At 68.6% G+C, this 21,325-nt stretch carries 20 protein-coding genes and 2 pseudogenes; 14 read left to right on the top strand and 8 right to left on the bottom strand.

The genetic code is table 11. From position 1 onward, the window contains the following. Positions 1–25 precede the first annotated feature (25 nt). The 8 genes and pseudogenes from IZR01_RS12680 to IZR01_RS12715 all read left to right on the top strand — a co-directional run. Positions 26–706 (top strand): HAD family hydrolase, encoded by a 681-nt coding sequence (locus IZR01_RS12680; protein WP_194923915.1) that lies wholly within the window; start codon positions 26–28, stop codon positions 704–706. Further along, a complete protein-coding gene (locus tag IZR01_RS12685; protein ID WP_194892315.1) occupies positions 687–1,916 on the top strand; it encodes a sedoheptulose 7-phosphate cyclase in 1,230 nt (409 codons plus the stop codon). Before IZR01_RS12680 ends, IZR01_RS12685 begins: the two co-directional genes overlap by 20 nt. Continuing rightward, on the top strand, positions 1,909–2,691 hold the full coding sequence (locus IZR01_RS12690; protein ID WP_194923916.1) for a cupin domain-containing protein: 783 nt from the start codon (positions 1,909–1,911) through the stop codon (positions 2,689–2,691). Before IZR01_RS12685 ends, IZR01_RS12690 begins: the two co-directional genes overlap by 8 nt. Next, positions 2,688–3,089, top strand: a complete 402-nt coding sequence (locus tag IZR01_RS12695) for an AraC family ligand binding domain-containing protein (protein ID WP_194923917.1) — start codon at positions 2,688–2,690, stop codon at positions 3,087–3,089. Before IZR01_RS12690 ends, IZR01_RS12695 begins: the two co-directional genes overlap by 4 nt. 2 nt (positions 3,090–3,091) lie before the next feature. Then, positions 3,092–4,150 carry a VOC family protein gene (locus tag IZR01_RS50435; RefSeq protein WP_228559309.1) on the top strand — a complete coding sequence of 353 codons (1,059 nt, stop codon included), beginning with the start codon at positions 3,092–3,094 and terminating at the stop codon, positions 4,148–4,150. Between the two features lie 22 nt (positions 4,151–4,172). Then, positions 4,173–5,408: an MFS transporter gene (locus IZR01_RS12705; RefSeq protein WP_194923918.1), complete on the top strand. Its 1,236-nt coding sequence runs from the start codon at positions 4,173–4,175 to the stop codon at positions 5,406–5,408. A gap of 287 nt (positions 5,409–5,695) precedes the next feature. After that, positions 5,696–6,223, top strand: a complete 528-nt coding sequence (locus tag IZR01_RS12710) for an LmbU family transcriptional regulator (RefSeq protein WP_323746990.1) — start codon at positions 5,696–5,698, stop codon at positions 6,221–6,223. A 226-nt stretch (positions 6,224–6,449) separates the two neighbouring features. Further along, positions 6,450–6,594 (top strand): annotated as a pseudogene (locus tag IZR01_RS12715) (DsbA family oxidoreductase); the annotation flags it as partial. 169 nt (positions 6,595–6,763) lie between these two features. Here the strand turns inward: IZR01_RS12715 and IZR01_RS54195 are convergent. Both IZR01_RS54195 and IZR01_RS12720 read right to left on the bottom strand, forming a co-directional pair. After that, a pseudogene (locus tag IZR01_RS54195) lies at positions 6,764–7,139 on the bottom strand (alpha/beta fold hydrolase); the annotation flags it as partial. A 681-nt stretch (positions 7,140–7,820) separates the two neighbouring features. Next, positions 7,821–8,018, bottom strand: coding sequence for a hypothetical protein (locus IZR01_RS12720; protein WP_194923920.1), 198 nt, complete (start codon positions 8,016–8,018; stop codon positions 7,821–7,823). Positions 8,019–8,365: 347 nt separating this feature from the next. Here IZR01_RS12720 and IZR01_RS12725 point away from each other — a divergent pair, with 347 nt between their 5' ends. Continuing rightward, positions 8,366–9,250: an aldo/keto reductase gene (locus IZR01_RS12725; RefSeq protein WP_194923921.1), complete on the top strand. Its 885-nt coding sequence runs from the start codon at positions 8,366–8,368 to the stop codon at positions 9,248–9,250. A gap of 119 nt (positions 9,251–9,369) precedes the next feature. On the opposite strand, the gene IZR01_RS12730 is transcribed toward IZR01_RS12725, so the two are convergent. After that, positions 9,370–9,795: a hypothetical protein gene (locus IZR01_RS12730; protein WP_194892324.1), complete on the bottom strand. Its 426-nt coding sequence runs from the start codon at positions 9,793–9,795 to the stop codon at positions 9,370–9,372. 149 nt (positions 9,796–9,944) lie between these two features. On the opposite strand from IZR01_RS12730, the gene IZR01_RS12735 reads away from it, so the two are divergent. Continuing rightward, positions 9,945–10,679 (top strand): Type 1 glutamine amidotransferase-like domain-containing protein, encoded by a 735-nt coding sequence (locus tag IZR01_RS12735; RefSeq protein WP_194923922.1) that lies wholly within the window; start codon positions 9,945–9,947, stop codon positions 10,677–10,679. A gap of 417 nt (positions 10,680–11,096) precedes the next feature. On the opposite strand, the gene IZR01_RS12740 is transcribed toward IZR01_RS12735, so the two are convergent. Both IZR01_RS12740 and IZR01_RS12745 read right to left on the bottom strand, forming a co-directional pair. Beyond that, on the bottom strand, positions 11,097–11,951 hold the full coding sequence (locus tag IZR01_RS12740; protein WP_194923923.1) for a S1 family peptidase: 855 nt from the start codon (positions 11,949–11,951) through the stop codon (positions 11,097–11,099). A 262-nt stretch (positions 11,952–12,213) separates the two neighbouring features. Then, a complete protein-coding gene (locus tag IZR01_RS12745) occupies positions 12,214–13,791 on the bottom strand; it encodes an alpha/beta fold hydrolase (RefSeq protein ID WP_194923924.1) in 1,578 nt (525 codons plus the stop codon). 85 nt (positions 13,792–13,876) lie between these two features. Between IZR01_RS12745 and IZR01_RS12750 the strand changes: the two genes are divergently transcribed. After that, the gene (locus IZR01_RS12750) at positions 13,877–15,115 is read left to right on the top strand and encodes a sensor histidine kinase (RefSeq protein ID WP_194923925.1); all 1,239 of its coding nucleotides are present in this window, start codon (positions 13,877–13,879) and stop codon (positions 15,113–15,115) included. After that, positions 15,112–15,792 (top strand): response regulator transcription factor, encoded by a 681-nt coding sequence (locus IZR01_RS12755; RefSeq protein ID WP_194923926.1) that lies wholly within the window; start codon positions 15,112–15,114, stop codon positions 15,790–15,792. The genes IZR01_RS12750 and IZR01_RS12755 overlap by 4 nt, the downstream gene beginning before the upstream one ends. A gap of 97 nt (positions 15,793–15,889) precedes the next feature. Here the strand turns inward: IZR01_RS12755 and IZR01_RS12760 are convergent, their stop codons facing one another. Together IZR01_RS12760 and IZR01_RS12765 are read right to left on the bottom strand one after the other, a co-directional pair. Next, positions 15,890–16,120, bottom strand: a complete 231-nt coding sequence (locus IZR01_RS12760; RefSeq protein ID WP_194892330.1) for a ferredoxin — start codon at positions 16,118–16,120, stop codon at positions 15,890–15,892. Continuing rightward, complete coding sequence (locus IZR01_RS12765; protein ID WP_194892331.1) at positions 16,114–17,316, bottom strand: cytochrome P450; 1,203 nt, start codon at positions 17,314–17,316, stop codon at positions 16,114–16,116. Before IZR01_RS12765 ends, IZR01_RS12760 begins: the two co-directional genes overlap by 7 nt. Positions 17,317–17,663: 347 nt before the next feature. On the opposite strand from IZR01_RS12765, the gene IZR01_RS12770 reads away from it, so the two are divergent. Both IZR01_RS12770 and IZR01_RS12775 read left to right on the top strand, forming a co-directional pair. Continuing rightward, a complete protein-coding gene (locus IZR01_RS12770) occupies positions 17,664–18,965 on the top strand; it encodes an alpha/beta hydrolase (protein ID WP_194892332.1) in 1,302 nt (433 codons plus the stop codon). A gap of 339 nt (positions 18,966–19,304) precedes the next feature. Next, positions 19,305–20,660: a recombinase family protein gene (locus tag IZR01_RS12775; protein ID WP_194892333.1), complete on the top strand. Its 1,356-nt coding sequence runs from the start codon at positions 19,305–19,307 to the stop codon at positions 20,658–20,660. An 18-nt stretch (positions 20,661–20,678) separates the two neighbouring features. On the opposite strand, the gene IZR01_RS12780 is transcribed toward IZR01_RS12775, so the two are convergent. Beyond that, complete coding sequence (locus tag IZR01_RS12780) at positions 20,679–21,269, bottom strand: CGNR zinc finger domain-containing protein (RefSeq protein WP_194923927.1); 591 nt, start codon at positions 21,267–21,269, stop codon at positions 20,679–20,681. Positions 21,270–21,325: the final 56 nt, after the last annotated feature.

Consider the following 21,325-nt stretch of genomic DNA (forward strand, 5'->3'; position numbering starts at 1 on the left):
GTGCGCGCACTTGGTCGGAGCCGAGATGACACATGTCGTATGGGATATGGACGGCACGCTGCTCGACAGCAGCCACGTCGTGCCGGACGCATTCGTCCGCACCCTCGCCGAGTCCGGAGCCGATCCGGTCACCGCGCAGGATGTGGTCAAGGCCTACGCGCTGGGACCGCCCCCAGCGATTCTGGAACACTTCCTCGGCCGCGGACCCACCTCCGACGACCTCGACCGCTTCTACGAAGACCTCAAGACCCGGCACGTGGCGCCCTACCCCGGCATCATCGACACGCTCAGCGCGCTGCGGGAGCACGGCCCGGTGGCGGTGTTCACCGGGGCGAGCCGACGAAGCGCCGAGATCCTGCTGCGATCCGCGGGCCTGACCCCGTACATCGACCTCGTCGTGGCCGGTGAAGGACCGATCCGTCCGAAACCGCATCCAGACGGCTTGCTGGAGATCGCGTCCAGATTCGACGCCGATCCCGCCGAGCTGATCTACGCCGGAGACTCACCCACCGATTGCGCCGCCGCCCACGCGGCCGGCTCCGTGGCGGTGGCAGCTGCCTGGGGACACCTGCACCGAAGTCAGACCAGTGCTGACTACGTGGCGGCCTTCCCGGGCGATCTGCTCCGCATCCGCGCCGCGTGCTCACCGCGCGGTGAAACCTCTTCAGACCCTGGGGGACCCCGCTATGTCAATCCACGACGATAACCACCTCCACCCCTCCGCCGCCGGCGGGCTCGATCTGCGGCTCGACGCGGCGAACGCGCCGTCGTGGACCGTCCGGGCGTTCAAGCACGTCAGCTATGAGATCCGCATCTGCCAGAACGTCTTGGACCCGGCATGCGCGGACCTGGCCGAGGCTGCGTCCGCAGGCAGGTCCCGCCGCCGCTTCGTCGCGGTGGACGCGAACGTCGAGCGGTTCTACGGAGACCGCGTCCGGGCCTATTTCGACGCCCGCGGCATCGACGCGCATTACCAGAGCGTCCAAGCCGGCGAGACGCGCAAGACCTTCGACACCGTCGCCGAACTGGTCCGGGGCATCGACGCCTTCGGCATCGACCGCCGCCGCGAGCCGATCATCGCGATCGGCGGCGGCGTCCTGCTCGACGTGGTCGGTCTGACCGCCAACCTCTACCGGCGCGGCACCCCGGTGGTTCGCCTGCCCACCACGCTCATCGGCCTGGTCGACGCGGGTGTCGGGGTGAAGACCGGTATCAACTTCAACGAACAGAAGAACCGGCTCGGCACCTACAGCGCCGCGGACCTCACCCTGCTCGACCCTTCGTTCCTGGCCACCTTGAGCCGCCGCCACGTGGCGAACGGCCTGGCCGAGATCCTGAAGATCGCCCTCATCAAGGACCGGGGGCTGTTCGACATTCTGGAGGCCGACGGTGCCGCTCTGCTCGAATCGCGTTTCCAAACGCTGTCCGGAACGGCGACCTCCGCGGCGGGATCCGCGGTGATCCAGCGGGCGATCCACGGGATGCTGGAGGAACTCCAGCCCAACCTCTGGGAGGCGAAGCTGGAGCGCCTGGTCGACTACGGCCACACCTTCAGCCCGACCATCGAGATGAGGGCTCTGCCTTCGCTTCTGCACGGCGAAGCCGTCTGCGTCGACATGGCGCTGACCACGGTGCTGGCCGAGCACCGCGGCCTGATCTCGGCCCGGGACCGGGACCGGGTGATCGGCGTCATGACGGCGCTGGGGCTGCCCATTTGGCACGATGTCCTCACTCCCGACACCCTCATGGGGGCTCTGCACGACACCGTGCGCCATCGTGACGGCAGGCAGCGGTTGCCTCTGCCGGTGGGCATCGGCGACGCGGCGTTCGTCGACGACGTGACCTTGCCGGAGCTGACGGACACGGTTCTGGATCTGGCGGAGCTGGCCCGGCGCCGGGAGCTGGCTCGTGCATGACGTCGAAGACAGGGCACTGCCTCTCTACGCGCGGACGTCGTCGGCTGCGGACGTCCTTGGCGTGCACGGAGCCGCGGGGCTGACGCACTGGAAGTACCTCGCCGGCCGCGGCCAGCTGCACGGCGAGTGGGAGGCCATCGAGTGGGCGAGCATTCCGCCGGGTGGTCTGAGCGGCGAGCATCGGCACACCCGCACCGAAGAGCTGTACTACGTTCTGGCCGGCGAGGGGGAATTCCTGGTCAACGGCGAAGCCGTCTACGCGAGTCCCGGATCGCTGCTGCTGACCGGGCGCGGAGCCGTCCACGGCCTGCGCAATCTCGGGCCCGATTCCCTGGACTGGCTGGTCATCGAAGTTCCGGTCCCGGACGTGGCCGCGGTCTTGCGGGGCGCGCGGCTCGGCTCGGCCCCACGTCCGTACTCCGCCGAAAGCCGAGGACTCGCCATGACCGCCCTCCACGATCTGTCCACATCGCGCAGCATCGATCCCAGCGACGTGTTCACGGGACCGCTAACGGTCATCGAGACGATCCACATCCGCGGCGGCGGATTTCAGGAGTTCGGCGTACCCGGCGCCGAGGAGACGCTGTTCGTGCTGAGCGGTTCCGGCTGGGCGGACAGTGCCGGAACCCGGATGCCGCTGTCCCCGGGCACTGCGGTCACCCTTCCGCTGGGCGCCCGGGTGCGGATCGGTGCCGACGCTGACGCCGACGCCGACGCCGACGGGCTCGACTTGTTCCACGCGCGTATGCGGGTCACCGCAGGGGGGACGGCGTGATCGTGCAGCGGCTCGCAGACCCCATTCGTGTCGGCGCCAACGGCGTAGTGCGGGCCCAATGGCAGTGCCTGGCACGTCGCGGCATGCTGCACAGCGAGTGCGTCTCCATCGACCACCTGCGGCTCGCGCCTTCGATCGGCATCGACAAGAAGCGCCGTGAATACGAAGAGAAGGCGCTGTATGTCGTCGCCGGTTCCGGTTCGCTGCGCGAGAACGACGGTGAGGTCCAGCTGAGTGCCGGGCGGCTGGCATTGCTCAATGCGGTCGATGAGGTATCCGTGACGGCCGGAAGCGAGGGCCTGGAGCTGTTGATCCTCACAGTCCTGCCCTCGGCTGTCTCCGACGTGCTGCCGAACAGAGCCCCCGAACTGTATACGGACCGGTGGGAGGAGCTGTGAGCATGATGACTGATATCACCGGGATCCCCACCGCACGGGCCGTGGACCACTATGCGTTCACCGTGCCCGATCTCGACGAGGCGGTGGCGCTGTTCACGGAGGTGTTCAGGGCCCGTCTGTGCTATCTCGAGGGTCCCATCGAGCACCCGGAGGACGACTGGATGGAGCGGAAGCTCGGGGTGCATCCGCGGGCGAGCGCACGGATCGCCATGATGAGGTTCGCGGGCAGCAACCTTGAGATCTTCGAGTATTCAGCCGTCGACCAGAATCAGACTCCTCCATCGCTCGGCCAACCTGGTGCGCACTACATCGCTATTGCGGTCACGGACCGAGACCGGGATCGCGTCCTCGACGAGCTGTGCGTGGATCCCCGGTTCCAGCGCGCGAATTTCGGGAACCCTCGGGCCGAGGCCGAGGCGGATGGGGATGGGGATGCGGAGGGGGACAGGACGGTCTGGCTGAGGACTCGATGGGGAATGCACCTCGCGATCACCGATCACGCCACACGTCTTCCGGGGGCGTTCCGGCCGCCGGCTCCGAAGCCCAACACTGCCGGGACGAGGTTCGTCGGCATCGATCACGTCGGATATACGGTGGCTGACCTGACCATCGCGGAATCCTTCTTCCGGGACGTGCTCGGCGCGCGGCTCCTCGCGCGCGAGACGACGACGCTGGTTGATGACGAAGTCCTTGAGCGGATGTTCTTGCGAGCTGGACCCACCGCGAACATCGCGCTTCTGGGCGCGGGAGACTTTGGGGCGGGCGAGGCGATGGCGCCGGTCCGGAACAGCGATGTCGGCGGACACCACCTGGCCATCCATGTCGACGATGTGGACGCCGCAGCCGCGTATCTGGCGCGGCAACCGGGGGTCGAGGTGATGGGCGCGCCGGAAACCGTGGCCGCCGGGCCGATCGCCGGTGATCGGTGGGTCTACTTCAGAACGCCCATCGGGCTGCAAATGGAGATCATCAATCTGCCCGACGGCAGCCTGCCTTACGAGCGGACGACGTCCGTGCGGCGTGCCGTCCCACCACTGGCGCTCTGGAATGAGTACAGATGACGGCCGGCCGGGACCGCTGCTGATGAGCGGGGGGAGGGCCGCAGTACTGGCCGCCTTCGTGTCCTTTGGCGCGTTCTGGGGTGCCTGGGGCGCCGCGTTGCCCGAGGTCCGGCAACAGGCGAGGGTGGACGACGGCGGCCTGGGGCTCGCGGTCCTCATGGTCGGATTCGGCGCCTTGTGCTCCATGCGTGCGATGGGCCTGGCGGTGGACCGGTTCGGTGATCGGGCGGTCATGTGCGGCCTGATCGCCATGGCGGCGGCGGGATTCCTGCCGGCCATGGCCCATTGCGCCGCTTCGCTGACCGGTGCGCTGTTTCTCACCGGCGCCGCGTCGGGGGCCATGGACGTGTCCATCAATGCGTTGGCCGTTCATGAGGAGGCGCGGACTGGCTCGATCATGAATGCGGCGCACGCATGCTTCTCCGGTGCTGCATTCCTGTCGGCATCGGGAGCGGGCGCACTGCTGGGTCTCGGCGCCTCCGTGCCAGCCGTGTTCGCCGTGATCGCCATCCTCGGCGTCGTCATCGCGTTCCTGGTGCGGCTGCTGGCGAGACGGACACCACTGCCCACCGGCCGGCCGGCAGCCGAGTCCGCGGCCAAGGCCTCGTGGAGCAGATCCCTGATGGTGCTCGGCGGCTTGTGCGCGCTGGCGTACTTGGTGGAGAACGCGTGGCAGAGTTGGTCGGCCGTGCTTGTGCGCACCGTACTGGGCCGCGGCCCGGTCCTGGCCGCCGTGGGCCCGGCGATGTTCGCAGCCGCCGCGGCAGCCGGTCGGCTGTTCGGCCACCGGTTCCTAGCCGGCCGACCACCACGCGGCGTCCTCGTCGGCGGCGCCACCGTCGCCGCGGCCGGAACAGTGCTCGCCGCCCTCGCCCCGGTCGCGGCACTGAACTTCGTCGGCGTGGTGATCGCCGGCCTGGGAACCTCGGTGTGCGCACCGACCATCCTGTCGGCCGCCGGATCCGGTGCGGGACGCCAGGCGCGGGCTTCGGCGATCTCCGTGGTGACGACACTGGGCTACTCCGGCTTCGTGGTGGGACCGGCAGCCGTGGGCGCCGTCGCCTCAGTGGCCGGACTGCGCTGGGCCCTGCTGGGCGTCGGTGGCGTCGCCGCGGCGCTGGCGGTGTGGGCCCGCTCGGCGCCGGAGTTGCCAGGCATCGCGCCCCCGCTCGGGCCCGAAAGCCGTTCTGCACCACCGAGTAGTGCTGCCGATGGCGATGCGGAGAGGTTTGCCTCGATTTCACCTCCGGACCGATGAGAACGAAACAGGAAGCTGCGACGCTTACGTCACAAGCGGTGATCAATTGATCGCTGAGGGCAGTCGTGCGCGCGGGAGGGCCGACTCGGGCCTTCCCACGCTTCCCCTGCCAGGGAAGCGCATCGCATGCGTATGCCTGGGCAACGCTATTGATGGAGCACACCATGTTCGAACAGCTGGTCAGTTTCCACCCAGGTCAGCCGATATCCCAAGCCGGCCCCGCCGGAGCCTCGGCAGGACGCGGCAGGACGAAACAGGAGTCCCCGAAGCAGATCATGGTGACAGGCGTGGGATTAGATCTTCCGCCGGTCCTGGAATACACAGCCTGGGAGCAGGCGGGCCGCAAGATCGCCCGCATCGCCGACACCTCCGCCTGGTGCCTGGGCGACTGGCTCATCTACGGGCAGAAAAGCTTCGGCGACAGATACCAACAGGCGATCGAGGCCGCCGGACTGGACTACCAGACGCTCCGCAACTACGCATGGACGGCCAGGAAGTTCGAACTGAGCCGCCGCCGCAGAACCCTCAGCTTCCAGCACCACGCCGAAGTGGCCTCCCTGCCCGCCGCGGACCAGGACACCTGGCTCGACGAGGCCGAGCGCCACAGCTGGTCCCGCAACGAACTCCGCAGGAACGTCCGAGCATCCCGCCAGAACCGAGGCCTCAAGGAAGCAACCGAGGCCCTGCCAAAACTCAGCCCACCCGCCGAACGCGTCGCTCGCTGGCGCGCGGCAGCCGACAAGGCCAACCGGAGCCTCGAGGACTGGATCGTCGACGCGCTCGACGACCATGCCTCGCAGACTCTGTCCGGCTAGACCCGGAGCACCCCTCCGCGGCCCACCGCGCCGGTGTTCGAGGCGGACGCTTGGCTGGAAGCCGCCGGATCCACGGGGATGACCGTGCTGAACATGGTCAAGGACACCCAGCACTTCCGGGAACGCACCGAGTACACCTCGGATGTGCCCGCTGCAGGCTATGCGCATGCTGTCCTAGGTGGCCGAGGGAACCGCTGCCAATCCGCTACGCGACAATCAAGCCACCGCGGGCCTGGACGAGACCGAGGTGCGCGTGGTCCTGGCGGATGCGACGGCCTCCGCTGCTGACGTCCGCGCCGACGAGCAGGAGGCGCAGATGTTGGGCACGAACGGGGTGCCGTTTCTTCGTGCTGGACTGCAAGTTCGGTGTCTGGTGGTCTGCGAGATCCCGTAGTTCCGTCGGGGATCGTCGGGCTACGCGAGTGGATGGTTCTACAACTACAGAGCCCCTCCACGCCGTCGGTGCCACCGCGATCACCGCGATTCTGCCGAACTAGGTGTCCCCGCCAACGTTCCCGCGGCCGAGTTCCACCGTCAGGGCTAGAGCCTGCCGGCCAGGAAGGGCAGCACCATGTTGGCCACCTCGTCCGGCACCTCCTCGGCGAGGTCGCGTCCGGCGTTGAAGACGTGACCGGTGACGTCGTGCGCTAGCAGCCGCATCTGGGCCTCGTTCCTGTCGCCGATGAACGCCGATGAACGCCGAGCCGCCGAGAGCCAGCACCGGGATGTCCAGCATCGTCTGCGCTGCCTGGCGGTTCTGTTCGGCGTCGACCAGCATCGCGCGGTAGATCGACAACATGGAGCGGATGCCGCCCGGCAGGCTGTAGCAGCGCACGTATTCGTCGACGGCGTCCGCGGTCGCGGTGTCGGGGTGGCTGCGTTCGTATTTCACCATGTAGGTGATCAGCTCGCGTTCTGCCGGTGTAGTGGGCGATCGGCTGCGTGGACAAGTCGGAGACGGCCATGTAGAACGGCGCCTGGTCGCTCTGGGGCCCGACGGCCGAGGCGCTTTCTGAGCCTCCTGATCCCAGCGCCCACGCCGTCACCATGCTCCCGACACTGGCCGCGGTGATGACCGCGGCCACCGCCCGGATCTCGCGACGGTGATACCAGCCCCGCTGCTTCGCCGGAGGCCGGGACGGCGGCGGCATCGGTGAACCGACCGGCGCCGGGAACGTCGGTGAAGGACTCGTCCCCATGCCCCAGGCACTTCGCGCCGGCGGTATGGTCGGGATCTGCACAGTGGGCGCGGCTGAGTCGACGTACGGAGCCTGCGATGGCCGAGCTTGCACGGGCATGGCTGCTGGCGGGACCGGCATTGTCGGCTGAGGCCGTTGCTGGCTCGGATTGTTCGGCTTAGCAGGTTCCTGGTGCCAGCTTTTCCCGTCCATAGCACTCCTCTATCGGCGGCCGGTACTGTCAGCGCTGATCAGCGAGCAGTTCAGAGCCCTGGCTGCGCGGCATGCATATTTGTGCGCGCATATAGGGACTGAGCCGGGTGACGCCGATGGGCTCGGCTCCTTCGGACGGGCACCAGCGTATGGACAAGCCAAGAGGACCGGTCCTCAACGAGGACCCGCGCATTCAGGCTTTTTCCTCACCGCCAGGCCCGCGCCGGAATCGTCCGATCCAGCACCGCCTTCAGCAGGTTCACGGTCCCAATGACGCAGATGAACCACGCCACCACGTGCAGGCCGTGGTCGGTGGCTGCGCCGCCGAAGGCGATGCCGGTGAGGCTGGCGGAGAAAATCGATCCTATGCAGGCGAACGTGCAGTACACGCCTGAGACGGCCATTTGGTCCGCGGGGAGTGGGAAGCCGTCGCCGATCTGGGTGGTCCATGCGTGTCGGAAGGCTTCGAAGGCAGCGGTGGGGTCGGCGGGACCGGCGGGGTCGCCGGTGGGATCCGAGACGCTGGGGTATCGGAGGCGCCGAGGCCGTCGGAGGGGGTCGGCGCGGCGTCGCCCGGTCGGGACTTGAGCGTGGACGACCCGCGCACATCGTGCGGCGCCCCGTCGATGGGTGTCGCGGATGTTCCATCGGGACGTCGCTCAGGTTCAAGCATGTGCATGTCCCCCTGTTTAGGGTTCTTCATAGGCTTGGCGCGATAGAGGCAGATGGCGCCATAAACGTAAGGAGACCCATGTCTGAGGTTCAGCGTAACGAGGGCCTTGTCAACCACGGTTCCGGAACGATCGAGATCGCCGGCAAGCGCGTGCACCGGCTTGGGTTCGGGGCCATGCGGCTGATCGGGCCGAACCTTTGGGGCGAGCCCGCGGACCGGCGTCCGCTCATCGAGCTCCTGCGGCGTGCCGTTGATCTCGGCGTCGACTTCATCGACACTGCGGCCGTCTACGGCCCGCACATTAGTGAGGAAGTCATCCGCGAGGCTCTGTATCCGTATCCCGAGCATGTGCTGATCACGACCAAGGGTGGCCAGGTGCAGTGGGGGCCCGGCTCGTACGCCACCGTCGGGCGGCCGGAGTTCCTGCGGCAGGAGTGCGCCTTGAGCCTGCGGCGTCTGGGCGTCGAGCACGTTGATCTGTACCAGCTGCACCAGGTGGATCCAGCTGTGCCGTTCGAGGAGCAGATCGGCGTGATGAAGGAATTGCAGGAGGAGGGCAAGATCGGGGCGATCGGGCTCAACGAGGTGACCGTGGAGCAGATCGTCGTCGCCAGGGAGATCATCACCGTCGCGTCTGTGCAGAATCAGTACAGTGTCACCGAGCGCAAGCACGAGGACGTGCTCGATTACTGTACGCGGGAAAGCCTGCCCTTCGTGTCCTGGTTCCCGCTGGACTTCGGAGCGCTCGCCCGCGTCGGCGGTCCCCTCGACGGCATCGCCGCGCAGCTCGCGGCCACTCCGGCCCAGGTCGCGCTCGCGTGGTTGCTGGCGCGTGCCGAGAACATGGTGGCGATTCCCGGTACCGCGTCGATGGCCCATATGGAGGAGAACGTGGCGGCGGCGGGGCTGCGGCTCAGTCCGGAGCAGTTCAAGGAACTGGACGCGCTGGCGGCTCGGGCCTGACCCGGATGGCGGTTCTAGCGGTTCCGGTGCGCCGTGGTCCGTATCGGCGGTTACTGAGGTGAGGTCGGTGTGCGGGCCGGACGGTTGAATGGCCGGACGATGGCAGGCCGGGCGGATGCTCAGGGAAGCTTGCGGTCGCCGGGCGGCCGCCCGCGCTGCTCCTTCTTGGCTTGCTTCTGCGCCTGCCTGTAGGCGTCCACCATGGCTTCCGCCTCAGGGGTGATGTTCATCCGGGCGCGGCCGCTGGCCGAGACATCCATCGACAATCCGGACGACTTCACGGCGCTGACCCCGGGATGCCGCTGCGCGGCGGCGGCCTTCTCGGGCTCGGCGGCGCGCGCCGGGCGGCCAAGCAGGTCGGTGTGGCAGGCCAGCACCGCCTCGACCAGGCCGGCGCCGTATACCGCGCCGGCCAGTCGGTGGAGTCCGTCCCACTTGAAGCCGGCCTTCTTCAAAGACCGCTTCTGGAAGTACGACATGCTCTCCAGAACGCGGATGACATCTTCGGGCGGCAGCGGTTTCGGCGAGTCGTCGATGTGGTCCATGTGGTCCATCCTCGGTGGCGCGGGTCGCGGGTGCCAGCCGGCAGTCTTGCCCGGACGATCCAGGCGACGGAGATCACCGTGCGCACATGGAGCTGGGTATGCTCCTGGCTCGCCATGGGTACCGCCCGTGATCGCTGAAGGAAGGTGTCATGAGGCTTCTCCTCACGTCCGCAGGCATCAAGAACGCGAGCATCCACGACGCCCTCGTCGAGTTGTTGGGCAAGCCGATCGCCGAGTGCGACGCGCTCTTCATCCCCACCGCCATGTACCCCTTCCCCGGCGGGGCTCGCGGGGCGTGGCGGGCGGTCAGCGGCAAGACCGCGTCGCCGTTGGCCGAGTTGGGCTGGAAGTCGATGGGGATCCTGGAGTTGACGGCGCTGCCGAGCATTGATGAGGCCGCGTGGCTGCCGGCGGTCCGGGACGCTGACGCGCTGCTGGTGTGGGGCGGCGACCCGCTGTTCCTCGCCGACTGGATGCGCCGCTCGGGCCTGGCCGCCGTGTTGCCGACGCTGCGTTCCGAGGCGGTCTACGTGGGGGTGAGCGCGGGGAGTATCGCGGCGACCTCGACCTTCGTCGAGACCTATGAGGAGCCGCCGCGTGCGAGCAGCGGGCTGCTGAAGTCGGAGGAGGTCGTCTTCACCTCGCCTCAGGGCGACATCGACCGGATCCTGGTCACCGGGCAGGGCGTCGGGCTCGTCGACTTCGCGGTCATCCCGCACTTTCAGCACCCGGACCACGCCGACGCCTCGACGGCCAACGCGGAGAAGTGGGCGGCACGGATTCCCGCCCCGACCTACGCGATCGACGACGACACGGCCATCAGCGTGGTCGACGGCGTCACGCAGGTCGTGTCTGAGGGGCAATGGAAGCTGTTCCAACCCTGATACGGCGGGCAAGGAGCAGGCATTAGCCCTGATGCATACCGTGGGGTGGCTGGGTGGCTGGGTGGCTGGGCGGCTGAGCGGCTGAGCGGCTGGGCGGCGGGCTCGTCCTGCCGCGACCTACCCCGCCTCCACCCACATGTAGTCGGTCCGCAACGCTGGCAGATCGTCGGCGCGTAGCAGCACCTCCAACCCGAGCTCGCGGTGACGACGCAGTGGTCGTTGGATACCTGGAGGATCAGGGAGTCGCCGCCTTCTTCGCCCCAGTCCCAGCTCATCGAGTTGGTAGACGTGCCGCCTTCGTCTCGCGGAGCACGCTTGTTGATGTCGGCCGCGGGCAATGGAGAGTCCTTATCTACGGGCCCCTGTCTGTTTCGTTGCGCCCCAGCCAGGGGCCCGCATCGTTCTACCGCACCATCGTCACGGCTTGGGCAGCATGCACCCGGAGATCGTCAGATCGATCGCGTTCGACGAGTTCAGGCACGTGGTGATCCAGTACGTCTCCTGCCCGTACCCTTGTCCCTTCGTCTCGGTGGTGGTCCCGTCCGGGTTCACCTCGCAGGGGTTGTCCAGCGTGCACATCTGGCCGTCCTCGTTGATCGTGTTGTTCACGCCGATGACGTCGCCGGTGCTGGTGTCCACGACCGGGGAGCCGGAGCTGCCGCCGATGACGCTGCATCCGGTCAGGCCGTAGCGCAGCGAGTCGTGCCAGGTCCACTGGTCCTCTTCGACCGTACCCGCGAAGCCGTTGAGATTGCAGCTCCAGGTGCGGTCCCAGTAGGCCGAGGGGATGGCTATGGTGTCGCCGCTCGTCGGGTGCGAGGCGGAGATGGTGAGGGCGGTGGCGCCGTACTCGCTGTTCAGCGAGGTGTAGGTGTCGGTGAGTTCGTAGATCGCGATGTCGGTGTTGGTCATGGTCGCGTAGAGCAGCTTGTCGGCCTGGACCGTGCCCAGTTGGTTGCCGTTCGCGTCCAGCAGGGTGCCCGAGCGGCTGCTCGCGACGTTTTGCAGCACCTGGCCGGCCGAGGGCATGCCGCCCTCGAAGCAGTGCCCGGCGGTGAGCATCAGTGCCTGGTCGGTGTCCTGCGAGGTGGGGTAGCGGACGAGCGAGGCGGAGCAGTCGTCCAGGGCGATGGTGCTGGCCAGGGTGACGTTGACGTGCGGACGCGGCGTGGCGGTCGCGGTGCCGGCCGTCGCGGTGCCGGCGGTCAGGGTGAGCGCGGTCGCGATGGTCACGGCCGCCGCGGCGAGCATCGCCGCTGTTCGCTTGAGCATGGGATCTCCATGGGGCGAGGGTGGTGGCATGGTGCCGGGTGGCACGCGGCGGAGCGTAGGAACGAATCCGGCATGTGTCAACGCGTCCTGATATAAACCTCAAGACGAAAGCGCCGCTGTGGGTAAGCCGCCGGCGATCCAGCGGCATGTCCACAGCGGCGCGAACTCAGCCGTGGTGCAAGGTCAGCCGCGGCGAGAAGTTAGTCGTGGCCCGAAGTTAGTCGTGGCGCGAAGTTAGTCGTGGCGCGAAATCAGCCGCCGACTACGCGCCGGGCTGCAAACCCGGGCACGAACCCGAGTCGGCAGCGCCGGTCTCGAAGTAAGCGGCCAGATGCGTGGCGCACACCGGCACCTGCGCCAGCGAACCGTGCCGGAAGTCGTCGACCGTGAACACCGTCCCGCCGATCGTGTCCTGCATCTGCCGCACCCACGGATACGGCGTCAGCGTCTCGTATCGGTGCCCTGACATCTCCAGCGACCCCGAGCTGTACCGCAGCGTGAAGTGCCGCACCGGCAGCGTCCAGCCCGCGCAGGTGGGACGCAGCGCCGTGAGGTCGCCGGTGACCGGGGCCTGACGGAGGTTGCGCTGGTACTCGTCCCACAGCGGCTCGAAGGCGCGGGAGCTGTCGTCCTCGTTGCACAGATACGCCTGCTGCGCCGTCGGATTGAAGGCCTGCGGGGCACCGCTGGGCGGCGGGGGAAGCGGGCCGTTGATGTTGGCTGCGGCCCTTACCCCGGGCGGGGCCGACTGGCCGGAGACCGCGGTCATCATGTTCTTCAGGACGGCCGCAGCCTGCTCCCAGCCGGTGTTCTGCGAGCTCGCGAGGAAGGCTATGAAGCCGCCGCCCAACGGCGAGGCCAGATCAGAGAACTGCCACGGGTGCGTGTCGCCCTGCTCGCGCAAGGCCAGCACCCGCGCGGTTACGGCCTGGGTGGTGTCGCCCAGGCCGTAAACGTCGTCGCGCTGCGCCAGCCAGGCCGCGAACAGCGCGAAGTCCTGTTCCATCGCCTGCGCCGAGTCGTCCATGCGGTACGCCAGATCGTAAGCGTGGGGTGAGACGACGCTGTCCAGCCACATGCGATGGATCGTCGCCGGGAACATGCTCCGGTACACCGCGCCGAGCTGGGTACCCCACGAGACGCCGAAGTAGCTCGCCTGCCGCTCGTGCAGTGCACGCCGCAGTTGGTCCAGGTCCCGCGCCGCGTTCGCGGTCGTGAGCTGGCCCAGGAACGCAGGGTTCGAAGAAGAGCACGCGGTATTGGTCTTCGCCGATTGGTCGTACGCCTGCTTCACCTGTGCCTTCGTCATCTGCCCGGACTGCGGCGGCGGTCCGCCCTGGAGGCCCGAGCAGTCGTAGGAGCTGCTGTAACCGATGCCGCGCGGATCGAAGCCGATCAGGTCGTACTGGTCGTTGAGCTGCGCGTCGGCGGAGTTCTGCAAGGCCACCTGCTCCGGCATCAGATAGCCGCTGCCGCCCGGACCGCCGGGGTTCATGAACAGGATTCCCTGGCGGTGCGCCTGATCCTTGGCCCTCAGCCGGGTGAACGCGATCGTGACGTGCCGCCCCTCCGGATGCCGATAGTCCAGCGGGACGCTCCCCGTTCCGCAGTCCGTGCGCGCCCACATCGCCCGGAAGGCCGCCCGGTCCTTCGGCTGGACGCCGAGGAACCCCAGGACGTCGTCCGAATACTGCGGGCACGCCTGCCAGGTGACTACTGGCGTCGCAGAAGCCTGCGAATCGGCGTCCTGCGCCGCACTGGCGGTGCCGGCCAGGCCGAAGCCGGTGGCGCTCAAGGCCAGCCCGAGCGCCGCCGCGCCGTTGCGTTTACTGAGTTTCATGTCCCCGGTCTAGGCGAAGCCCGGCAACAGCCGGGTCACCGAGGCTGTTACCCGGTTGTTGACACCGGGCCCTGATACTTGGGTGATGTCCGTCCCGTGGTATCCGCGCAGGATCCGGATGCGGTTGACGCTGCTCTACGCGGCGCTCTTCCTCGCCTCCGGCATAGTCCTGCTCGCCGTCGCGCTGTATCTGGTGTTCCGCAGCCCGATCCTGGTCACGTTCGATCCGGCGCCGCCGTCCCCGCCGTCACCAGTGCCGGGCATGTCCGATGTGCTGCGCGTATTCCGGCCGGCCGCTGGCACGGTCAGTCCCACCTGGGCCACGGTGCGCGCGGCCGCCGCGCAGTCGGCCATGGTCCTGGCGGCGATGGCCGCGATGTCGGCCCTGCTCGGCTGGATCGTCGCCGGCCGGGTTCTCAGTCCTCTGCGGACCATGACCTTCCGGACGCGCACGATCTCCGAGCAGAACCTGCACGAACGCCTGGCGCTGGCCGGTCCGCGCGACGAGATGACCGAACTGGCCACCACGATCGACGGTCTGCTCGGCCGGTTGGAAGCGGCCTTCGAGGCGCAGCGCCGATTCATCGCGAACGCTTCTCACGAGTTGCGGACCCCACTGGCCATGATGCGCACGTCCCTCGACGTGGCGGTCGCCAAGCCGGGGCGGCCGCGTGAAGTGGACGTGCTCGGCGGGAAGCTGCGCGAGGGTCTGGACGCCGCGGACCGGTTGCTGGAAGGGCTGCTGTTGTTGGCCCGGACCCAGAACGTCGAGCGGATGGAGACCTCGGACGTGTCGTTGCCGGACCTGCTCGACGCCGCGTTCCGAGCGCGCACGGCCGCGATCGAGGAGAAGCACCTGTCGGTGCAACGGGAGGCGGGGGAGGCGCTGTATCGGGGCAACGGCACGCTGTTGGCGAGTCTCGTCGACAACCTCGTGGATAACGCGATCCAGCACAACGAGCCCGGCGGCTGGGTGCGTGCGCAGGTCACGACACCGCGCGATGAGGCTGACAGCACCAGCACCAGCACCAGCACCAGCACCAGCACCAGCACCAGCACCGGCACCGGCACCCGTACCGGCACCGGCACCCGTACCCGCGCTCACATCGTCGTCGAGAACGGCGGTCCGATCCTGACCCAGGCCGAAGTGGACCTGCTCGGACAACCGTTCCAGCGCCTCGGCCCGCAGCGCACACAGCGCACGTCGCAGCCGGGCACCGGCCTGGGCCTGTCCATCGTCGCGGCGATCGTCGCCGTGCATCATGGCAGGCTCCTGCTACGGGCCCGGGACGAGGGCGGACTGTGCGCGGAGGTGGAGCTGTGAGGGTCCTGGTCGTGGAGGACGTCCGCCGGCTCGCCGACGACATCGGCGAGGGGCTGCGGGACCAGGGCATGGCGGTGGACGTCGCCTACGACGGCCTGACGGCCTCGGAGAAGTGCGCGTCGACGGACTACGACGTCGTGGTCCTCGACCGGGACCTCCCGGGCCTGCACGGAGACGTGCTCTGCCGCCAGATCGCCGAGTCCGCGGACCCGGCACTGGTCCTCATGCTCACCGCGGCGGGTGCGCCCGACGAACGCGTCCAGGGTCTGTGCCTGGGCGCCGACGACTACCTGCCCAAGCCCTTCCACTTCCCCGAACTGGTGCTGCGCGTCCAAGCCCTGGCCCGGCGCCGACCCGCGGCCCGGCCCCGGGTGTTGCGCGCGGCCGGCGTCGAACTGGACCCGATGCTGCGCACGGCGGCCCGGGATGGCCGGCCGCTGCGGCTGTCGCCGAAGGAATTCGAGGTCCTCGCCGCGCTGCTCGCTGCGGCACCCGCCCCGATGAGCGCCGAACACCTGCTGGAAAAGGTGTGGGACGAGAACGCCGATCCCTTCACCCGCACCGTCTCGGTCACGGTCGGCCGGTTGCGCCGCAAACTCGGCGCGCCGGACGTGATCGTGACGATAGCCGGTGCGGGCTATGGGATCGCTGTCTCAGGGGACGAAGATCTGCCTTGAAGAGATCGACCCTGAAGAGATCGGCCCTGAGGAGATCGACCCTGAGACGATCGGGCTTGAGAAGGTCGGACTTGAGAAGATCGGCCCGGAGCCGAGCTCAGGCCTCGTCCTTCTCGAATCTCAGCGCCGACGCAGGACACAGATTCACCGCGTCCCGCACCGCGTAACGGTGTTCCGCCGACGGCTCGGGCTCCAGCACGACGACCAGACCCTCGTCCTCGTCCTGGTCGAACACCTCCGGCGCGTTCAACGCGCACATCCCGGCTCCCATGCACTTGGAGCGGTCGGCCACGACGCGCAGCTTGACGTCCTCGGCCGGGCTCACCATGCGATCGGCAGGCTGTGGACGCCGTAGACGAGCATGTCGTCGCGGAACGGGATGTCTTCGAAGGGGGCGGCCAGGCGCAGGTTCGGCAGTCCGTTGATCAGGACGTCCAGCGCGATCTGGAGTTCGGCGCGGGCCAGCGGCTGGCCCAGGCACTGGTGCACGCCGAAACCGAAGGCGAGGTGCCGGCGCGCGTCCCGGCCGACGTCCACGGCGTCGGCGTCCGGGAAGGCCTCGTGGTCCCGGTTGGCCGCGTTGATCATCAGCAGCACGCCTTCGCCGGCCCGGATCCTCTGCCCGCCGATCTCCAGGTCCTCGACCGCCGTCCGGGCCAGTCCCTGGTGGATGATCGACAGGTAGCGCAGCATCTCCTCGACCGCGCCGCGGATCAGGCCGGGGTCCTCGCGCAGCCGCTTCAACTGGTCCGGGTTGCGCAGCAGGGTGAGGATCGACAGCGAGGTCATGTTCGCGGTGGTCTCGTGCCCGGCCACCAGCAGCAGCGTGCCCATCGTGGCGATCTCGTCGGGGGTGAGCTCGTCGCGGTGGATCAGGCGGCTGATGATGTCCTCGTCGTCGTGGTCCCGCTTGGCCTCGGCCAGGTTCTTGATGTAGCCGTTCAGATCGTCGCGGGCCACGCGGACCTGTTCGGCGCTGCTGCCGGCGCTCAGCAGGATGTGGCTCTGCTTCTGGAAGTAGCCGTGGTCCTCGTAGGGGACGCCCAGCAGCAGGCAGATCACCAGCGAGGGGAGCGGGAACGCGAACTCGGTGACCAGGTCGGCGTGGTTCTTGCCGCGGGTCATCGTGTCCAGCAGGTCCGCGGCGATCGCCTTGACCTGCGGCCGCAGCGCCTCCACCCGCTTGATGATGAAGTCCGAGGTGAGCATGCGCCGCAGCCGGGCGTGCTCGGGGTCGTCCATCCGGATGAAGGACGCGCTCTGCGTGCCGAGTTGTCTGCGTCCGGGGCTGAGGAAGGGGAATCCGGGCTTGGTGCCGTCGGCGCTGAGCCGGTGGTCCTGCAACGCGGTCCGGATGTCCTGGTGCCGGGTGAGCATCCACACGGAGGAGCCGTCGAACAGCTGCACCCGGCTGACGGGGTTTTGCTCTCGGGCCTGGTCATAGGCCGGAGGCGGGTCGAACGGACAGGCTCCGCGGGAGGCGGGGACGGCGAGGACTTCAGTCGACTGGTCCGCGAGAGTCATACGCCTGATCCTTTCCAGGTGGCACAAGTTAGCTTTGGTACGCTAACTAACTATCGGTCAGCCTAACTCACGCATGGTGATGAATAAAGGGGCGAATCGAGGGTTGAATCGGGGTGAACCAGGGGAGAGTCGGGCCTCAGCTCTCTGACAAGGGCAAATGCGTCAGGGTGTCAGGGGTGATAGGCCGGGAATCGAACCGAACCCGATGAATGTCGCGATCAGGTGCCGATGAGCATCGCCTCCCTTTCTCAACGCGGCAAAAGACTTCCGTGTCCGTCCGTACCTCCAGGTGCCGGTGGATAGTTGACCTCGGAGACGTCCATCCGGACGGACAGATAGAGGGAGTCATGGAGTCGATGAAGGATCCGGCCGAGTTGGTGCAACGGTTCGTGGGGTTCGCCGAGCGGGGCCAGTGGCAGCGGATCGAGGAGCTCTTCGCGCCGGAACTGCGGGCCGCGGTCTCCGCCGACGCGGTCCGCGCCGGATGGACCGCCGAGGCCACGCCGCTCGGCCCGGTCGCCGGATTCGGTGCGCCGCGCAGCGAATCGGCTCCGGGCGGGCTGACGCGGGTGAGCGTCCCGGTCAGCTTCGCCAAGGGCGACCTCGTGATCGTCATCGCCACCGCCGACGACGGGCTCCTGCACGGTCTGCGCCTCGGAGCGCCCGGGGAGTGGACCGTGCCGTCTTACGCCGCCCCGAAGCGGTTCACGGAGCGCGAAGTCGTGGTCGGCGAAGGCCCGCTGGCGGTGCCCGGCACGCTGACCATGCCGCGCGGTGACGGTCCGTTCCCGGCCGCGATCCTGCTGTCCGGCGGCGGCCCCTTCGACCGGGACGGCGCCGCCGGACCGCTGAAGCCGCTCAAGGATCTGGCCTGGGGGCTGGGCAGCCGGGGCGTGGCGAGTCTGCGCTTCGACAAGGTCACCGCGGTCCATGCCGAGGTCCTGGCCGAGATGATCGAGTTCACGGCGGCCGACGAGTACCTGCCTTACGCACTCGACGCGTTCCGGCGGCTCCGGGAGAGCCCGGCGATCGCCGCCGACCGCATCTATGTCCTCGGGCACAGTATGGGCGCCAAGATGGCGCCGCGGGTCGCCGAAGCCGAGCCCGGTATCGCAGGGCTCGTACTCCTGGCCGCCGACGCGACGCCGATGCAGCGCTCGGCGGTCCGGGTCGCGCGCCATCTGGCCGGCCTGGGCCTGGTGCCGGCCGAGATGGCGGCGGTGATGGAGCGGCAGGCGGCGACCGTCGAGAGCCCCGCTCTGTCCCGGTCGACGCCGATCGAAGACCTCCCGCTCGGCTACTCCGGCGCCTACTGGCTCGACTTGCGTTCCTACGATCCGGTGGCCACGGCGGAGGCTTTGGACCTGCCGATGCTCATCGCGCAGGGCGGCCGCGACTACCAGGTCACCGTCACCGACGATCTCGCTTTGTGGCGGGCCGGGGTCGGGGATCGGCCTAATGTGGACATCCGCGTATATGACGCCGATAACCACATGTTCACGCCCGGCAGCGGTCCTTCGACGCCGGCCGAGTACTCGACGCCGGCCAACGTCGATCCGGCGGTGATCGACGATCTCGTGGGCTGGCTGGACCCGGATTCCCCGCGCCCGGGGCGCCGGTTCTCCGGAATGCGTGTGCGCGGCAGCTGAAACCGGCTTCGACCACGTGTAAGGCAATATCCGCGACCGCCCTTCACGATTTCTTCAGAAAGCGCGCCGCAGGTCAAAGAGTCGCGCGTGAGAGGCTACATACGACTTACTCACGGGGTGTAAAGTGCTGCGCGAGATAGGCTGTTTCCATTGGGAAATCGCCGTCGAGCTCGCTGAGGCGCCGGCTCCATCTTGTTGTGCGCGTGCGTGCCCGGCCGGTTTCACTCGATGTGACCGACAGGGCCCGCATCGTTCACGTTAACAAGCTGTGACCTCGGTTCTCCTCGGTTGAGACTCCCCATCTCCTATGGCGCGTAGTAGATTCACGGTGTGGTTGACATGCGAGAACCGAACTCCGCGGTGGGTATCTACTGCTGCGTACCGCACATCGACGACGATGATCAGAGCACTGTCGACGTCCGCGAGCTCAGGTGCCGCGAGTACGCGCGGGCGCTGCGGCTGACGGTGGCTCCCTCGGCGGTGCAGGCCGACGCCGTGCGCACGGTGTGGAAGGCCAAGGGCGTCAAGCCGGGGTGGATCGCGACGCTGGCCGCCGTGGAGCGCAGGAAGGTCGACGACCTGATCCTGTACGCGCCCGGCTCGCTGCTCCGGCACCGGGCGCACGACCTGGTGCGGCTGCTGAACGCCTGCGAGCGCAACGGGATCAGGCTGCACAGCGTCGGCGACGAGTGGAACCTGGCCGACCCGGCGCAGCGCCGGACGATGACCGACCGCGCGAGCGCCGCCTGGCGCTCCGCGCAGGCCGTCTCGCGGGCGTCCCGGGCCGCGCACCGCGGCGCCGCGCTGGCCGGCCGGCCGCACGGCGGCGGCCGCCGCGCCTTCGGCTACGAGTCGGGCATGGGCGCCGTGGTCCCGGCCGAGTCCAAGGTGGTCCGCGAGGTCTTCTCACGCTTCCTCGAAGGCGAGACGCTGCGCGCGATCGCCTTCGACTTGAACGATCGCAACGTGCCCACCGCGCTGGGCTCGGCGTGGACGGTGGGCGGCGTCGGCCGCATCCTGGACGCCCCGCGCTACGCCGGCATCCGCGTCTTCCGCGGCCAGGTCCGCGCCGACGACGGCGGCTATCTGCTCGGGGCGTGGGAGCCGTGCATCAGCGTCGAGGAGTGGGAACGGGTGCGCACGCTGCGTGCCGACCACGCGCCCCGGTCCAACGGGGCGCGCAACGGTAGTGAGCGCTCGGGGTACCTGCTCACCGGCTTGGTCGAGTGCATGGCTTGCGGGCACAGCATGGTCGGCTCGGTCGTCGGCGGCTACCGCATGTACGCGTGCGCCTCGACACGCAACCGCCCGCCGGAGGAGTGCGCGCGCTCGATCGGGGCGACGTCGTTCGAGGTGCATGTGCAGCAGGACGCGGTGCGGATCCTGCAGGAGTGGGACGCCGACCGCGTCGCCGCGCTGCCGATGGTCGGCAACCGCCGTCCCGAGGTGCGGCCCGGCGATGTCGAGCACGCGGCCTTCGGCGATATCCACGGCGGGGTGGTGGTTCGCTCGGCCTCGGCGGTGGACGGGATCGTGACCGGCCCGGACGCTGGTTTGGATTGGCCGCGGGTGCCGTTGCGCCGCCGGGCCGAGGTGCTGCGGTTCCTGTACACGGTGATCCGGGTCGGGCCGAAGACGACGAGCCGCGGGGTGTTCGATCCGGGGCGGATCGCTTTGGTGCCGCATCCGTTGTAGGGATCCGATGTAGGGACCTCAGCTGTGCTCCGGGTGCCTGGCCCGCCAGGTGTTCTTCTTGGCCTGGTTGCCGCAGCGGTCCATCGAGCACCAGCGGCGGGTTCCGGGGCGGGAGGTGTCGAGGAACCAGGCGCCGCAGGCCGGGTTGGCGCAGTCGCGGACGCGGGGGAGCAGTGGCGACGTCGCCAGGTCGAGGGCGTCGCGGGCGATCGCGGCCAGGGCGGCGGTGATCGGGTCGGCGGCGGTGTGGGTCAGGGTGCCGCTTTCGTCGAGGACGGGGTGCGGGGTCGGGCCGGATGCGACCTTGTTGAGCAGGCGGCGGGCGGCCGACGGGCAGTCTGCGGGGGTGGTCGTGCGCGCGGCTGCCAATAGAGCGTGGACGGCTTCCCGGGTTTCTTGCGCCGTGGCGAGGGTGCGGGCTGTCGGCGTGGCGATCGGTTGGTCGGGGTCGTAGGGCCCGAGTTGGCGTACCCAGGCCGCTAGGGCCTCGGGGGTGGTGAGTTCTTCGAGCGCCTGGGGTGTGTCGCGCCATCGCAGGGTTCGAATGAAGTCCAGGCACAGGCGGCCGGAGCCGGTCCGGAAGACGGGGTCTGGTTCTGCGGTGGTCACGGGTCCAGCTTACTGCGGAACCGGTTTGACTGGTGTACTTTGATGGAACCAGTTAA

The sequence above is a fragment of the Catenulispora pinisilvae genome (assembly GCF_015356865.1).
GTDB classification, from domain to species: domain Bacteria; phylum Actinomycetota; class Actinomycetes; order Streptomycetales; family Catenulisporaceae; genus Catenulispora; species Catenulispora pinisilvae.

What these genes read in the sequence shown, in the direction of transcription:
- IZR01_RS12765 (WP_194892331.1), bottom strand. Translation starts at nt 17,316, where the DNA reads ATGACTCTCGCGGACCAGTCGACTGAAGTCCTCGCCGTCCCCGCCTCC.
- IZR01_RS12735 (WP_194923922.1), top strand. Translation starts at nt 9,945, where the DNA reads ATGAGGCTTCTCCTCACGTCCGCAGGCATCAAGAACGCGAGCATCCAC.
- IZR01_RS12750 (WP_194923925.1), top strand. Translation starts at nt 13,877, where the DNA reads ATGTCCGTCCCGTGGTATCCGCGCAGGATCCGGATGCGGTTGACGCTG.
- IZR01_RS12740 (WP_194923923.1), bottom strand. Translation starts at nt 11,951, where the DNA reads ATGCTCAAGCGAACAGCGGCGATGCTCGCCGCGGCGGCCGTGACCATC.
- IZR01_RS12730 (WP_194892324.1), bottom strand. Translation starts at nt 9,795, where the DNA reads ATGGACCACATCGACGACTCGCCGAAACCGCTGCCGCCCGAAGATGTC.
- IZR01_RS12770 (WP_194892332.1), top strand. Translation starts at nt 17,664, where the DNA reads ATGGAGTCGATGAAGGATCCGGCCGAGTTGGTGCAACGGTTCGTGGGG.
- IZR01_RS12725 (WP_194923921.1), top strand. Translation starts at nt 8,366, where the DNA reads ATGTCTGAGGTTCAGCGTAACGAGGGCCTTGTCAACCACGGTTCCGGA.
- IZR01_RS12745 (WP_194923924.1), bottom strand. Translation starts at nt 13,791, where the DNA reads ATGAAACTCAGTAAACGCAACGGCGCGGCGGCGCTCGGGCTGGCCTTG.
- IZR01_RS12760 (WP_194892330.1), bottom strand. Translation starts at nt 16,120, where the DNA reads ATGGTGAGCCCGGCCGAGGACGTCAAGCTGCGCGTCGTGGCCGACCGC.
- IZR01_RS12775 (WP_194892333.1), top strand. Translation starts at nt 19,305, where the DNA reads ATGCGAGAACCGAACTCCGCGGTGGGTATCTACTGCTGCGTACCGCAC.
- IZR01_RS12685 (WP_194892315.1), top strand. Translation starts at nt 687, where the DNA reads ATGTCAATCCACGACGATAACCACCTCCACCCCTCCGCCGCCGGCGGG.
- IZR01_RS12705 (WP_194923918.1), top strand. Translation starts at nt 4,173, where the DNA reads ATGAGCGGGGGGAGGGCCGCAGTACTGGCCGCCTTCGTGTCCTTTGGC.
- IZR01_RS50435 (WP_228559309.1), top strand. Translation starts at nt 3,092, where the DNA reads ATGATGACTGATATCACCGGGATCCCCACCGCACGGGCCGTGGACCAC.
- IZR01_RS12680 (WP_194923915.1), top strand. Translation starts at nt 26, where the DNA reads ATGACACATGTCGTATGGGATATGGACGGCACGCTGCTCGACAGCAGC.
- IZR01_RS12720 (WP_194923920.1), bottom strand. Translation starts at nt 8,018, where the DNA reads ATGGCCGTCTCAGGCGTGTACTGCACGTTCGCCTGCATAGGATCGATT.